The following is a 16,171-nucleotide window of genomic DNA, read 5'->3' as shown; positions in this document are numbered from 1 at the left end:
CTTAGAATCCGAATAAACGACTGTAAAAAAGTAGCTCCTTCTTTCTCAGAACTAGGCATTTTGCCCCACTCTTTTACTTTCTAGCTTATTCTTCTATTGGTTCATTTTCAAATACTAGTTGTCCATTCAATAGACTGATTGTTACTTTTGTCTTAGGCAACACTCGTCCTGAAACGATTTCTTTTGCTAATGGTGTTTCCACTTCTTTTGTAATAAAACGTTTCAATGGACGAGCTCCATAAGCTGGATCATAACCACTTTCAGCGATCCAAGTTTTTGCCTCATCTGAAATCACTAATTCGATTTCTTGATGTTCTAAACGTTTCGCTAATTGAGCCGTCATTTTTCCGATAATGCCTTTGACATTTTCTAGGCTTAATGGTGTAAATAAAATTGTGTCATCAATTCGATTTAGGAATTCTGGTTTGAAATTCCCGCGTAAAATCGTCATCACTTGCTCTTCAACAGCTTCTGGAATCGTTCCTTCTGGCGTCACACCTTCAAGTAATAATTGAGAGCCAATGTTACTTGTCATGATCAAGACAGTATTTTTAAAATCAACCACTCGTCCTTTAGAATCCGTCAAACGACCATCATCTAACACTTGAAGTAAAATGTTGAAAACATCTGGATGCGCTTTTTCGATTTCATCTAGTAAAACGATCGTATATGGATTACGACGAACAGCTTCCGTTAATTGGCCTCCTTCTTCGTAACCAATGTATCCTGGAGGTGCTCCGACTAGACGAGAAACACTATGTTTTTCCATATACTCACTCATATCGATTCGAACCATATGGTCTTCTGAATCGAATAGGTCTTCTGCTAAAGCCTTAGCAAGCTCTGTCTTCCCAACACCTGTTGGTCCTAAGAATAGGAAGGAGCCTAAAGGACGGTTTGGATCTTGTAATCCAGCACGCGAACGAATCACGGCATCGCTCACTGCATCTACAGCTTCATCTTGCCCGATGACACGTTTGTGAAGGGTTTCGTTCAATTTCATTAGTTTTTCACGTTCCCCTTCAACTAGTTTGGTTACAGGAATACCTGTTAAACGACCAACGACTTGCGCAATCTCATTTTCAGTTACAGCTTCTTGTACCATGCGAACATTGTCTTTAGCATTTTTAGCTTCAAGCTGTTTCAATTCTTCTTCTAATTGTGGAATCGTACCATGACGAAGAACAGCTGCTCTTTCTAGATCATAATTATTTTCAGCATCTTCTAATTCATGTTTTGCTTTATCGATTTCTCCACGTTTATTGCTGACAGCATTCACTTCTTCTTTTTCTGTTTCCCATTGCATCTTCATTGCATTGGCTTCTTCTCGAAGATCAGCTAGTTCTTCTTGTAATGCGCCCAAGCGTTTTTTACTAGCGTCATCTGACTCTTTTTTCAACGCCGCTTCTTCAATCTCTAATTGCATCAAACGACGTGTTACTTGATCGAGTTCAGTCGGCATTGAATTCATTTCAACCCGAATTGTCGCACTTGCTTCATCGACTAAATCAATAGCTTTATCCGGCAAGAATCGATCCGTTATATAGCGATCTGATAAAGTAGCCGCAGCTACCAAGGCATTATCGTGGATATTTACGCTATGATGAATTTCAAAACGTTCTTTTAGTCCACGTAAAATACTAATCGTATCTTCCACCGTTGGTTCTTTTACTAAGACTTTTTGGAAACGACGTTCTAATGCCTTATCTTTTTCCATGTACTGACGATATTCATCTAGTGTTGTAGCACCGATCAAATGTAATTCGCCACGAGCCAACATTGGTTTTAATAAGTTTCCAGCATCCATACTACCCTCTGTTTTGCCTGCACCAACAATGTTGTGGATTTCATCAATGAATAAAATGATACGGCCTTCACTTTTCTTTACTTCTTTTAGTACTGCTTTTAGACGTTCTTCAAATTCGCCACGGAATTTAGCGCCGGCGATCAACGCACCCATATCTAAAGAAAAGATTGTTTTATCTTTTAAATTTTCAGGCACGTCTTTACGAACGATTCGTTGTGCTAATCCTTCCACGATTGCAGTTTTACCAACCCCTGGTTCACCAATCAAAACAGGATTATTTTTTGTTTTACGAGATAGAATCCGAATCACGTCACGAATTTCTTCATCACGACCAATAATTGGATCTTGATTACCGCTTTTAACTTGTTGGACTAAATCTACCCCATATTTTTCTAATGCTTTGTATTGTTCTTCTTGATTTTGAGAAGTCACACGATCTCCTCCTCTCATGTCTTCGATATTTTTACGTAGTTCTTTTTCTGTGATTCCTTGACTTGTTAAATATTTTGTTAAACGATAATTTTTCAATTTCATCAGCGCTAAAATCACGATTTCAGTTGCTAAAAATTCATCTTGAAACGATTCTCTAAGTTTGTCTGCTTCACCTAATAAGTTAAACAAATTCTGACTCATGCTTTGACCGTATTGAATATTACTACCTTGAATACTTGGATATTCATCAATTGCTTTATCGATTTCGCGCTCAAAAGCATCTACATCAACTCCAGCGTCTGTATAAAAATTACGACCAAAATGATTCGGCTGCAAAAAAATCTTCCATAGGTGAGCAATATCGATTTCCTGATGATGACGAGTGACTGCTACTTGTTGCGCCTCTGCGATTGCCTCTTGTAATGTCGTTGTCATTTTTTCGATGTTCATAGAATTACCTCCTAAATTTAAAAGCGTAACGGGCTCGTTCAGATTCGAATGAAAAATAGGAAATTATGAATGAGGTGCTTTTTGCCTCAGTCATCATTTATCTTTTTTCCGAGAAACTAGCCCGTGTAGCTAGATACTATTAAAGCGTAACGGGCTCGTCCAGCTTCAACTGAAAAATAGGAAATTATGATTGAAGGCTTTTTACCTCAATTATCATTTATCTTTTTTCCGATAAGCTCGCCCGCGTAGCTATATAATATTAACGTGTAACGAGGTTGATCAGCCTCGACTGAAAAATAGGAAAATGTGAGTACGATCCTTTTTGTCACAATATTAATTTAATCTATTTCCACAAGGATTGACTGAGTTTTCGACTCATTACTTAAAAAAACATAAATCTCTGCTATATAAATAGTACCGTTACTATGGTAAAAAAACATTCAGACTTTTGTACTATTTTTTTCAAAGTCTAAAGTCTGATTAATATTGACTTTATAAAACTATTATACTCAATTGGTCAGTAAAGGTCAAATAAAAGGCTAGGATGTTCTAACTAATCTTTCTATCTATTTTTATGATAGCGCAACGAACTATTTTAGCAAATGATATGGTCTCTAAAAAAAAGATTACGGTTTCTAAAATTAGAACGTCGATCTTTTCCTCTATTATAATAAGTCTTCGCAACGTCATACCTAGAATTTCCAGGAAATTAATGTCTTTTTTAGTGAACAGGCTAATGAAAAAAGAGAAGGTGTTGCGGAGGAAACTACATGTCTGTACTAGAAACAAATAGACAATAGCATCCGTATTTCTTTAACAACAAGTTTTTTTTATATAAGCCCTTAATCAACTGACTACTGTCATCCATTTGTTTCCATCTCCCTTAGTGTTATATATTTAATAATTCCAAACTTCCCTATACCTTTATTGGTGTATAGTTTTTTCTCAAATTTTTTTAAAATCACTTGACCATCTGAATAGGCGTATCCGATACTTTGATAACCAAAATGATCATAAAAACCCCAAGCTTGCTTACGTCCAGTTAAATATACGGACTGAAAATCCAAAAGCTCTGCAATTTTTTCAGCAAATTTAAGTAATTTTTTACCAAGACCAAATCCTTGATAGCTATCGCTAATGGCCACTTGTTTAATTTGTGCTGTTGTTTGGCTCTTCTTTGAAAGAAGCAACGTTCCCACAACTTTCCCGTCGATCATTGCAGCCAGATGGATATCCTTTTCTTCATCTAATGGTAAATTTTTGATCCACTCTTTACCAGCACTTGTTTTTAGCAACTTATTTCTCAACTCTATTCCTGACCAATATTCTTCACTATTCCAATTTACAACTTTCACCGTCACTGTTTTACCATGTTAATTCCTCCGTTCTTTTAATTGTCGATTTGATTGATTTCGATGACTTCTGATAACTGAGACAATTCTGAAATGATCGCATTTACCGCAAGCGTACCATTTCTTGTCGCTTCGATTTCTAAAAACAATCGGACTTTTTTTCCTGCTAGATCTGTACAAGAGAACTTAGTAAAGGTTAAACAATATTTATCTAATAATTGGATAATTTCAGTTCTAAGCATGACCTCACAAGTATTACTTGTAATAATGGACAGATAATGGATTGATTCAGTCTTTTCCTCTTCTCGTTGAACAGTGTAGTCATCCATTTTGAAGGATAAATTTCTCAACAAAATATTAACTAACATTAAAATGACCGCACATATTACTCCTTCGATCACAAATCCAGCACCAATCAAACTGCCAACTGCAGCTGAGCACCATAAGGTTGCCGCTGTATTGATACCTGTCACACTAAATCCTTCTCTTAAAATCACCCCTCCAGCAAGAAATCCAATCCCACTGACTACTTGCGCTGCTATTCGTGTTGGGCTGTTGTCATCTTGAATCAAAGTAGACAATGAAACAAATTGACATGAGCCAAATGTTACTAAGGTCATCGTTCTCATACCAGCTAATTTTTTTCGCCATTGTCTTTCTACCCCAATAATCATTCCGGCAAAAATACTGGCAATAACGTTGATTAAAAATACATAGTATTGCTCCTTTCTTAGACTTGATGTTAGGTGGAAACTTTTTTTTAGACGAAAATTGCTTCGTTTTCTAAGTACTGTTCATCATCTACTCTGTCCTTCAGTTCTTAGTGCTTTAGCTTTTAGGAATTGATGCAATCGAAACGGAGTGGGGGGATTCAGTACTAAGGTTACTTCTCTCTCTTCGTTCGCCAAGTACTGTTCATCATCTACTCTGTCCTTTGGCCAATCGTAGTGATTCACAGCAAAAACCTTCCGCCAAAACTCAGCGGAAGGTCATAAATAAGCGCACAAAAAAAGCCTGTATGATCTAATCGTTGAGTTTTGGCACTATACAACGTAAAAAGCAGAGCTTTTAGCTACCTTATGAAAAGCCTTCTAATCGACAATCCCTGTTCTACCCATTGGCATCTCTCGATGTTTTTGGGCAGTAGCCTATGTTTGTATAGGAGCCTCACCTAACAAATCTATTCAGTTGTCTTACAGGAGAAACTATACCATCATTATAAATTGCCTGTCAATATTTTTTAATGAAAAACAGTATCCAATTTAAAAAAATAAAACAACGAGGCTGGAACAGAAGTGTTTAATTCCGAAAAATCAGAAAGGTATACCTCTGCTCCCAATCACGTTATAAACGTCAAAATCATTAGATTTTTTCAATTTTAATGACTGAATTTCCAGCTACTTGAGGTGGAATCGACATTGTCATCGCAGGTAAACCAACTAAAGTAAACTGAATTTTATTTCCTGATTTCAAGTCACTTTCTGTAATTCCATCTGCTAATTGTTCTTTTGGTACGTTCAAAATGACACCATCATTCTTCATCATAGTAATAATTTTTTCTGGATCTTCAACAGCTTCAACTTCTTTTAACACCAAACGAATTGAGTGATCCACTGTATCATTCTTTTTAGCATCTTCAACTAAAATCGCTGTGAATATTGATTGAGATCTTGCTTGTTCTTTAGTATTTGACGTTTCATCGGTAGCTTGATCTTTTTTACTGCTCATTGACGTTTCTTCACTTCCCTTTGGCAAATTTTTGTTATTATTCGTGCACGCTCCTAAACTAATCAATGTGAATACTACTAGTGTAGTTATTACGATTTTTTTCATAATTTTTTCCTCCAATAGTGTAATTTATTATGCGTTATTACAGCCTTCCATCACAATTATCTAGATAATTAACAGAAAAAAGCTGCCTAAAAAATAGACAGCTAACCATTTCTACGATCGTTACCAGACATTGTGATTTCTTGTGCTAGATATCGAATTCGTTCCATGATTCGACGAGCCTTCAGCGGTTCCTGTTCGCCACGTTGCGTAACAGATAAATGTTTCTCTAAATCTTTTAAATCAAGATTAGATGAAAAAAATGTCACTAACTGTTCTTGCATACGATACTGTAAAATAACACTTAAGACATCATCACGAATCCAAGAGGTCATTGATTCCGCACCAAGGTCATCAATCATTAAAACAGGTGATTTTTTGACCGCATCTAGCTTAGGACCAACCATATCCTTACCGATTGCCTGCTTCATTTCTACTGTAAAGGTTGGGAAATGAACGATCGTCGTCACAAATCCACGTTCAGCCAAACTATTCGCAATTGCGCCTAACAAGAACGATTTTCCAACCCCAAAGGTTCCTTGAAGATACAGCCCTTTATGAAATTCTTTAGGCTCAGAAGTATATTCATTTAAAAATCTCATTGTTTCAGCCATTGCCTGAGCCCGACCTTGAGAAGCTGTATCAAATCTACTTAAACTAGCTTCCCGTACATCTTTAGGCATATCCATAGCACGAACTCGCTTACGAATTTCATCTTCTTTTTGCTTGGCGATCAAAGCTTCTGTTGGCACGTAAGTTACATCAATATAGTGAAAGTTCAAGGTTAATTTCGGCTCATATCCAGGAGCAATCATGGATGGATCATTCAATTGATATTTGCGTTTTTCTTGAACAAACTCATATAACTTTGAATAGCTCTTGCGGATATCATCGTCAGTCAATCGGTCACGATTTTCTTGGATAAACTCTTGTACATCCGTATCTTTTAATACAACATCAACTAGCTCATTATAGCGTTCGTTCATATCTCTGTTTTGAATGATCTTTGACATTTCTTTTCCTACGTCTTCCATTAGTTACCGCCTCCTTTACTCAGAAAATCTTGAATTTCTTTATCTAATCGAGCTTGTTCTTCTTTAGATAATTTCTGTTCTTCAACAGGATTCTCTACCCAATCTGGTAATGTTTCCTGACGAATCGGTCTATTATTTTGTCCATAGCGCTGTCTCGACTGTTTTTGTTCTTTCCCTTTTTTAGCTATTTCCCGCACATGATCAATCGCTTTCTCAGGTGAAAAAATACCACTTTGAGCCCATTCATTGGCAATACGATTCACATAGTCTGCTTTTAGCGTGGGTTGTTTTTGGATATTATAAACGTAATTAATCAAGACATTTATCACACTATTAGGTAATCCAGATTTACTCACAAGATACTTAACCAATGAACGTTCTTGTGGCGTTGTATAACCGCCTCGCTCATTTTTCAAAGCTTCCAAATAATTTAACGGAAAATTCTTTTCGCTATCCATGATCATTTGAATATCTTGAGTTGAAAAGCCATTTAGTTTTAATGAATTATAACGGTAAGTCTGCTGATCTTCAGCAGATAATTCCACTGAGTCGTTCGTTTGAAACTGGCTTGCCTTTTGTTTCTTATCAGGGTCATAAGTTCTATACACCGCTCGTTCAAAGTCTTTGACATCGATCTTACTTGTATAATAATCAAATGATTTAGAACAAAATTCAATCATATCCAACTCTGTAATCCCAAATAAATTGTGGAAAACAAACACCTCTTCTTTAAAACCGACGCTATTGTCAGGCAGTTTTATTCCAAGTTTTTCTATACCTTGAATAAAATATGCCCAATCAAAGCTTTCATTGACCGCACTGAGTTTTTGAGCAGGCCTTGGGTCACTGAAAGCTTGCTCCATCTGTCTTAGTTGATTATTCTGAGAGATAATTTGCTCCTCTTTGAACAGGTAAACATCTTTAAATCCAGCCGAAATATCCTCAAACCCTGTTAAATTGGTGTACTTGGGTTTAAATCGATCAAACAGTTTGTCTAATTTTCTCTGTCCAACACAGTTTAACAGAGTCAATGACAAAACTTCGTCTTTAAAGAAACGTTCAACCGTTTCAGGATGATTTAAACGGTATAAAAACTGCGGACCAAGTTCGTTATCATTTTTGACAAATGTCCCTAATAATCCTATCCCCTCTAATTTCCTTCTGGCAGCTTGAATTTCTTGGATGCTCATATCCAACATCGTAATTAAATCAGCATGGAAGAGGGACTCACTAACACCTGTTTCTGTAACTTCTGATAAAAGTGTCCAATATAAACTGAATGCTTTTGCACCTATAATCGGTTGATATAAAAGCGTTAATATCGCTTGTTCTTGATCAGACAAAGGATAAGCAATTGCTGATTGAAATATACTTTTAGGATGGACTTCTTTCCAATTGTCTTTCAAGGAAAGACCTCCTTATTCATTGGTTGTATCTGAATTTGAAGATTTTGCTTTATCTACGATGCCTTGCAATTCTTTCAAGAATACACTCATATCTTTAAATTGGCGATATACACTGGCAAACCGGATATATGCAATTTCATCTAAATTAACTAAATCTTCCATGACATATTCTCCGACTAAAGTCGTTGAAATTTCATTTTCACCTAAACTACGGACACGATTTTCTACATTATCAACGATTTGTTCCATTTGTTCCATGGCAACCGGACGTTTTTCTGCCGAACGAATCAATCCTCGTAAGATTTTCTCACGATTAAATTCTTCTCGATCACCATTTTTCTTGATGACTAGTAGTGGAGCTGCTTCAATTCGTTCAAACGTTGTAAAACGGTAATTGCAATTTTCGCATTCTCTACGACGACGAATCGCACGACCATCATCTGCTTGACGACTGTCGATTACACGAGAATTATTATGATGACATCTTGGACAACGCATAGTATTCACCTCATTTTATCTAATAATATCTATTTTTAACGTTAATTTTTAGTTTACTTACTGTATTATAACATGAAATGCTTGAGAAACCAGACATTAACTATTACTTCTTAACCATTTTTTTTCATTTATGTAGCACCTATTTAATAACAAATTTCCCGAATGAAATTTCATAAAAAATCGACTTAACTAACTTCTTGACTGTTCTTTTTTATTTTTATCAATTTTTTGTCTATTAATTCTATGTTGAACAGATGTCAATATAAAAAATAAAAACAAAGAGATGTTGTCCTAACCGCTCTCTTTGTCTTCATTTAATAGCCTATTTCACTTTTTAATATCCAAAAACATGGCTGAACAAATTATATAAAATTATTTTTTGATAACCAACTTTTTACGATTTCCTCTGTTTCTTGTATCGTTTTTTGATTATCGAATAGGATGTCTGCTCTTTGTTTTTTTGTTTCAATTGATAATTGACTGTTTATCCGCTGCCATGCTTCCCCTTCGGTTAGCTGATCTCTTTTCATTAGACGCATTAATTGAATATTCTCTGGAACATAGACAACAGCTACTTTATCCATATATGCATCATATCCACCTTCATATAACAAAGGAATATCAACAACCACAAGCTTTGCTTTCTCTTCTTTTTTCTTGATTTGAGATAGAATTGCTTCTTTTAAAAAGGGGGATAATAATTCATTCAGTTCTCTTCTTTTCTGCTTGTCCGAAAAAACTAGTTTCCCCAATTTTTTACGATCTAAAGAACCATCTAATCGTAGTATTTCTGATCCAAATGCACCAACTATTTTAGCTAACGCTGGCATTCCGACCTCAACAATTTCACGAGCAATCAAATCTGCATCAACAACTGGAAACCCTAAATTTCTAAACAACTTCACAACTGTACTTTTACCAGTAGCAATCCCGCCAGTCAAACCTAATATCATACTCATTGATCAATTTCTCACTTTCAATGTTTGACACGTTGGACAAAAGTGGGTACCACGCTGAGCTACTTTAATTTTTTTGATTGGTGTAGTACATCTTGGACATGGTTTCTCAGTCTGTCCATAAACATTTAGTGAAATTTGAAAAGTTCCTGCCTCACCTAGTGCATTCAAATAGCTACGAATCGTTGTACCGCCTGCTTCAACTGCTCGACCTAAGACATCGATAATTGCGTAATACAAAGCTTCAACTTCTTTAGGTTTTAAAGTATCTGCTGGTTGTTCTGGATGAATCTTTGCTTCCCATAAAGCTTCATCTACATATATGTTACCCAACCCCGTCACTAGTCGTTGATCTAATAATAACGGTTTGATTGCTTTATGATGTTTTTTTAATTTTAAACGAAATTCTGATAATTTAAATTGGTCTGGAACAGGTTCTGGACCAAGCGCCAAGATTCCTTTATAATTTTCTCCTTGATTTTTAGGAACTAAAACCATCCGCCCAAATTTTCGAACATCAAGATAACGTAGTTCAGTTCCATCTGTAAAAGTAAAAATTACATGGGTGTGTTTCGTTCGTTCATCTTCTGGCTCATGTGTTTCATATTTCCCTTCCATTCTCAAATGGGAAATCATATCGTAATTTGTTAACTTAAAAATCAAGAACTTGCCTCGACGTTCCATTTTTTCGATTGTTTGACCAATCAACTGTTGTGCGAAAATATCAGACTCAGGTGACTCAATAATTCTTGACCATAAAATCGTAACTTCGTTGATTGTTTTGCCAACAACTAACTTTTCCAACCCTTTTCGAACAGTTTCAACTTCTGGTAATTCAGGCATAATTCACCTCTCCTTAGAAGAAAAAGACCAAAGCGAACATATCAAAGTTATACTAACTTTTTTGTTTGATCGGCCTTTTTCCTATTTTTTTAGTTAGTTATTTTGCTTCATACCAAGTTTTTCCCCAACTGCTGTCAGTTAATAATGGTACATGTAATGAAACAGCGTTTTCCATCACTTCTTTAACTAATTCATTTAATTTATCTAATTCAGCTTCTGGAGCCTCAAAAACAAGTTCATCATGCACTTGTAAAAGCATCGTTGCTTGCATTTTTTCTTCTTTTAATCGCTGATCCATATTGATCATTGCAATTTTTAAAATATCAGCTGCACTCCCCTGTATTGGCGTATTGATTGCAGTTCGTTCTGCAAAAGAACGAAGATTAAAATTACGTGAATTAATATCTGGTAAATAACGACGGCGATTATATAAAGTTTCTACAAAGCCTTTATCTTTAGCATCACGAACAATATTTTCCATATATTTCTTGACACCTGGATATTTTTCAAAATACGTATCGATATATTCTTGCGCTTGTTTACGAGTAATCCCTAGATTTTGGGATAGACCATAGTCACTGATGCCATATACAATCCCAAAATTGACTGCTTTTGCTTGGCGACGCATATTAGGCGTAACGTCTTCCGGTTTTTCAATGCCAAATACACGCATCGCTGTGCTTGAGTGTATGTCTTGCCCCTCAATGAAGGCTTCCTTTAAATGCTGATCATCTGAAATATGAGCTAACACACGCAATTCAATTTGAGAATAGTCAGATGAAAAAATCAGCCAGTCTTTTTCTCTTGGGACAAATGCTTCACGAATCTTCCGTCCTTCTTCTAAACGAATTGGAATATTTTGTAAGTTGGGATCCACTGAGCTTAAACGACCAGTTTGAGTTAACGTTTGAACATATCTTGTGTGGATTTTATCATCTGGTTGAATCACTTTTAATAATCCTTCAACATAGGTTGATTGGATTTTAGCAATCTGACGATAAACCAAAATATCTTCCACGATAGGAGCTTGTTCTTTCAACTGTTCTAATACGTCAACTGCAGTAGAATATCCTGTTTTTGTTTTTTTGATAACTGGTAGACCCATTTTTTCAAATAGAATCACACCTAATTGTTTTGGTGAATTCAGGTTGAATTCTTCCCCAGCCTCCGCATAAATTTTTTGTTCAATTTCACGCAGTCGATCAGAAAATTCAATACGCATTTCTTTTAATCGATTTGCATCTACACGAATTCCTGTAATTTCCATATCACCCAAAATTTTTGATAACGGTAGTTCCATTTTATAAAATAAGTCAGCTTGATTTTTTTCTACTAATTCTTTGTCTAATTTTTCAGAAAGGAAATGAATGGCATTCACCTTACGAGCAAGGTGGCTAAAGAATACTTCATCATCTTCAGGTAACCCTTTTTTTGCACCTTTTCCATAGACTGACTCATCTGAATGGATATCCGTATAGCCATAATGCTGTGCTACACCTTCAATATCGGCGCTATTATCATTTGTATCTAACAAATATGCCGCCAATAGTACATCGAACGTAATCCCTTGAGGCTTTCCTACATACCGATTAAGTGATACATACGTACGTTTTGCATCATACACTGTTTTCTTATAATTATCTGATAATACCCAATCAACAAACGGTTGGCTTTCAAATAATTCCAAGCTATTTGTTACGTATACCTTTTTCTTACTTCCCCAAGCAACTCCTATGATTGGTGAAGTATGGTAATTGTCTTCCAGCATTTCCACATATAACGCCATATCTTCGGTAAACATATCTTCAGTAAATGTGTCCACTACATCAAAATGAACATCTTCTAGCTCAATTGTTTCCTCTTCTACATTTAATTTGCTTAACATTTGTTTGAATTCCATTTCTTTGTAAAAAGGAATCAGTTTTTCCAAATCTTTCCCTTCATATTTCAGTTCGTCGATATCCACTTTCACTGGAGAATCGACATTTATCGTAGCTAGACGTTTCGACATAAAGGCTTGTTCTTTATCGTTGATTAGGTTTTCTTTCATTTTACTCGGTTTCATGCTGTCTATATTTTCATAGACGCCTTCGACTGAACCATATTCTTTCAACAACTTAATCGCGGTTTTCTCACCAATTTTTGTGACACCAGGAATATTGTCAGAAGTATCTCCTGCTAGACCTTTCATGTCAATAATTTGATTTGGTGTCAAGCCATCATATTTTTCAGCAACATGTTCTGGTGTATAAGATTCTAGATCACTAACACCTTTGATTGTAATATCAACTTTCACTGAATCAGTCGCTAATTGAGTTAAATCTCTATCTCCAGACAACACAACAACATCAAATTCGTCTTTTGGAACTTTCGTTGCTAGTGTTCCGATAATATCATCAGCTTCATAATTATCCAACTCATAATATTTCACACCTAAACCAGTTAAAAGTTCACGGATGTATGGCATTTGCTCCTTAAATTCTCCAGGCGTTTTTGAACGACCTGCTTTATATTCAGGATAAAATTCCGTTCTAAAGGTAGTTTTGCCTGCATCAAATGCGACTAAAACGTGCGTTGGATTTTCTTTTGTCATGACATTTTCAAACATATTATTAAATGCATAAACAGCATTTGTATGTAGCCCATTCTTATTTTTAAAACGTTCTAGGGAATTGTGCAAAGCAAAAAATGCTCGGAAAGCAACGCTATTTCCATCAACTAATAATAACTTATTTTTTGTCATCTTTTTTCTCCTCATCTTCAGCAAACTGGTTTCCTATCTATTCTAACAAAAAACTGACAACTTTGCAGTAGGAAGGAACTAAAGTGCTCCAGGCATTAGTGAAAACAGAAGAAAACCCGCTCTGCACACTCAGAGCGGGTCCATTAGGAGTTCACACAAATTAACATATTTTTGTAGCAGTTGTTTTTCTTCTACAAACTTATAGTACAAGAGATTTGTGAAGTTTATATGAACGAAAGATTTCTAAAATGTAACTTTTTTAGGAACCATCATCTTTCCTTTATTTTTAGAACGTGCGCTTTTTTGGCTTGTTACGCACTAAGGTAAACTATTTCCAGCTACACGATAAATCTCATACCATTCTTCTCTACTTAAAACAATCTCTGATGCTTTGGCAATTTCAATAATACGTCCTTTATTCATGGTTCCTGCTATTACTTGCATTTGTGCTGGATGTCTTAAAATCCAAGCTGTTGCCAGACCTGTTGCTGTGCAATTATGATGTTCAGCAATTTTATCTAAGGTCTTATTAAGCTCAGCAAACTGTTCATTTCCTATAAAGACACCTTCAAAAAATCCGAACTGATAAGGTGACCAAGCTTGGATTGTCATTTGGTTCAAGCGAGAATAATCTAAAATACTACCATCATGATCAATACTTGCTTCATCCGTCATGTTGACATGGATTCCTTGATCGATCATCCCAGTATGTTTGATGCCAAATTGTAATTGATTTGCTAGTAATGGTTGTTTCACAGTTTTTTTCAACAATTCGATCTGCATTGGTTTTTGATTACTGACACCAAAATACTTTACCTTTCCTTGCGCTTCCAACTGATCAAAAGCAGCTGCAACCTCCTCTGGTTCAACAAGTGTATCTGGTCGATGAAGTAATAAGGCATCCACATAGTCAACACCTAAACGTTTCAAACTACCTTCAACAGAAGAAACGATATGTTCTTTTGAAAAGTCAAACATTCCTTTGCGAATCCCACACTTTGTTTGAATGACAATGTCTTCTCTTTTGATTGACGTTTCTTTAAGAGCCTTCCCAAAAATTGTTTCACACTCACCAGCCCCATAAATATCTGCATGATCAAAAAAATCAATGCCATGTTCAAATGCTGTTTCAATAATTTCTGCTGGTTTTTCAGCTCCATTCATTCTCATACACCCAAGAATAACTGATGCTGCTTGTAAATCACTAGTTCCAAATTGAATTTTTTTCACTGGAGACCCTCCTAAAATTATATTCACTTATTTATTTTAACACACTTTTTTGAAAGGGCTTCATTCCTTACCTTTTTTATCAAACTTTCTATCTGAAAAAGGAGTATTTCAGAAATATCTGGCTCTATAAGTAAGGTAGGTTGAGGATATTTACAATTTATAGCTTGATAAACAACTGTTGTTAAAATGATATCAACATAGGAAATAGAATTTGAAGTTCTTGCATAAATTACCACTAAGTTAAATTTATTCATGAAAAAATTGGTGATCCTATTCCCTATGTCAACTTCCATTTCCAATGGTAAATCTGTCATCAAACAGATAAATATTCTTTTTTCATTGTAGACTGGAGAGATAAGTGAACTTAAAATCATAAAATAGCGAAAGTTCAACGCCTCTTTTGGTATTGACTGATAATATAGATTTTCTTTGATCAATTCATCCACAGCTTCATTCAATTTACAAGTAAAGATAGGATAGTTTTCTTCAAAGACTGTTTTTAATTGGACTTTTTCAAAGAAAAATCCCGAAATCAAATCATAATATAGATGAAATCCTAAAAATGCCACTACGCTTTTTTTAGAATGGTTGATTTTTTCGCCCCAAAATACTTGTCTTAATTTACGGCTTGTGGTTAACGTCATAGCATAACAAGTCGTCTTCTTTAAATAATGTTCTTCAATAAGAAATGCTTGCATATTTGATCCTACGTATGCTAAAAAGTAAGCTTGGATCATCAAGTAAATATAAGTTAATTCTTCAAAATTTAATTTTGTAACCTCTCTCTCAGTTTCCATACTTCTTATAAAATTAGTGAAAACAGCACTATTCTCAATATATTGCTTCCAATGTTTCTTTATCCGAACTTTATAGCCACTTTGATGGCGCCAAACAGTTATTTGAATCATTCGAGATAGCATTTCCTTTTGTAAGTCGTTGATTTGCATGTTGAAAAATGAAATAAGTTTCGTACATAGTTGGCGACTATTTTCTTTTGCCAGTATCATTAATTTCTGTTTTTGTCCCTGATACGCAAACCAATAAAAATCTAAAACTAACGCACGTATCTGTTCCTCTTCGCCCAAAAGCTCCCAGGATCCCCGTTTTAAAGACATGTTATATTTTTTCAACCATCTATTGATTTTGTTTGCTCGTCTTCTTAAACTTGATTCACTAATCGACATAGTTTCTATTAGCTTATCTGTCGAACCACTATTTCCTTCAATGATTGTTTTCAAAAAAATAATTTCGGGAAGATCGCTTAAATATTGAACCAAAAAAATCTCCAAATACAAATTGTTGTCCCTTTTCAAATAGAATAGATTTCTCTCATGACAACCAATGGCTAACTGATTTTCTAGCTGATAATGTATAAATAACTTTTTTAGTTTTTTTATTGATCGTATGATTGTTTTCGCGTTCAGCTCCAGTTCTTTTGAAAGTGTTTCTAGAGATTTGCCATCATCTGTCGCTCTTAATAAATTAAACAAACCAAGTAACTTCTTTGATTCAACATCAAGAATTTCTTTATAATCCATCCTAAACCTCCACCAAAAAAAAGTAATGAGTTATGCATAGGAAACATACGCA

12 protein-coding genes and 1 riboswitch are annotated in these 16,171 nt (G+C 35.2%); all 12 genes read right to left on the bottom strand.

What is annotated here, in order from left to right; translation table 11 throughout:
* Positions 1-85: 85 nt before the first annotated feature.
* Positions 86-2,689, bottom strand: coding sequence for an ATP-dependent chaperone ClpB (clpB, locus tag I580_RS03025; protein ID WP_010772783.1), 2,604 nt, complete (start codon positions 2,687-2,689; stop codon positions 86-88).
* Positions 2,690-3,549: 860 nt separating this feature from the next.
* Complete coding sequence (locus I580_RS03020; RefSeq protein WP_143141696.1) at positions 3,550-4,044, bottom strand: GNAT family N-acetyltransferase; 495 nt, start codon at positions 4,042-4,044, stop codon at positions 3,550-3,552.
* Positions 4,045-4,079: 35 nt separating this feature from the next.
* Positions 4,080-4,727: an MgtC/SapB family protein gene (locus tag I580_RS03015; protein WP_282705421.1), complete on the bottom strand. Its 648-nt coding sequence runs from the start codon at positions 4,725-4,727 to the stop codon at positions 4,080-4,082.
* Between the two features lie 329 nt (positions 4,728-5,056).
* A riboswitch (M-box (ykoK) riboswitch) is annotated at positions 5,057-5,227 on the bottom strand.
* 176 nt (positions 5,228-5,403) lie between these two features.
* Complete coding sequence (locus tag I580_RS16405; RefSeq protein WP_010772787.1) at positions 5,404-5,874, bottom strand: hypothetical protein; 471 nt, start codon at positions 5,872-5,874, stop codon at positions 5,404-5,406.
* Positions 5,875-5,975: 101 nt separating this feature from the next.
* Positions 5,976-6,905 carry a primosomal protein DnaI gene (gene dnaI, locus I580_RS03005; protein WP_010772788.1) on the bottom strand — a complete coding sequence of 310 codons (930 nt, stop codon included), beginning with the start codon at positions 6,903-6,905 and terminating at the stop codon, positions 5,976-5,978.
* On the bottom strand, positions 6,905-8,311 hold the full coding sequence (locus I580_RS03000) for a replication initiation and membrane attachment family protein (protein ID WP_010772789.1): 1,407 nt from the start codon (positions 8,309-8,311) through the stop codon (positions 6,905-6,907). Before I580_RS03000 ends, dnaI begins: the two co-directional genes overlap by 1 nt.
* Before the next feature lie 12 nt (positions 8,312-8,323).
* On the bottom strand, positions 8,324-8,809 hold the full coding sequence (gene nrdR / locus I580_RS02995) for a transcriptional regulator NrdR (protein ID WP_010761066.1): 486 nt from the start codon (positions 8,807-8,809) through the stop codon (positions 8,324-8,326).
* 362 nt (positions 8,810-9,171) lie between these two features.
* A complete protein-coding gene (gene coaE / locus I580_RS02990) occupies positions 9,172-9,768 on the bottom strand; it encodes a dephospho-CoA kinase (RefSeq protein ID WP_010772790.1) in 597 nt (198 codons plus the stop codon).
* Between the two features lie 3 nt (positions 9,769-9,771).
* Entirely contained in the window at positions 9,772-10,608 is an 837-nt protein-coding gene (gene mutM / locus I580_RS02985) for a DNA-formamidopyrimidine glycosylase (RefSeq protein WP_010772791.1), read from the bottom strand.
* 97 nt (positions 10,609-10,705) lie between these two features.
* Positions 10,706-13,351 (bottom strand): DNA polymerase I, encoded by a 2,646-nt coding sequence (gene polA / locus I580_RS02980; protein ID WP_010772792.1) that lies wholly within the window; start codon positions 13,349-13,351, stop codon positions 10,706-10,708.
* Positions 13,352-13,669: 318 nt separating this feature from the next.
* Positions 13,670-14,581 carry an aldo/keto reductase gene (locus I580_RS02975; RefSeq protein ID WP_010772793.1) on the bottom strand — a complete coding sequence of 304 codons (912 nt, stop codon included), beginning with the start codon at positions 14,579-14,581 and terminating at the stop codon, positions 13,670-13,672.
* 23 nt (positions 14,582-14,604) lie between these two features.
* Positions 14,605-16,119 (bottom strand): helix-turn-helix domain-containing protein, encoded by a 1,515-nt coding sequence (locus tag I580_RS02970; protein WP_010772794.1) that lies wholly within the window; start codon positions 16,117-16,119, stop codon positions 14,605-14,607.
* Positions 16,120-16,171 lie beyond the last annotated feature (52 nt).

Origin of the sequence: Enterococcus caccae ATCC BAA-1240 (genome assembly GCF_000407145.1) — a bacterium.
GTDB lineage: Bacteria > Bacillota > Bacilli > Lactobacillales > Enterococcaceae > Enterococcus_L > Enterococcus_L caccae.
This window is presented reverse-complemented; position numbering and strand designations above follow the sequence as displayed.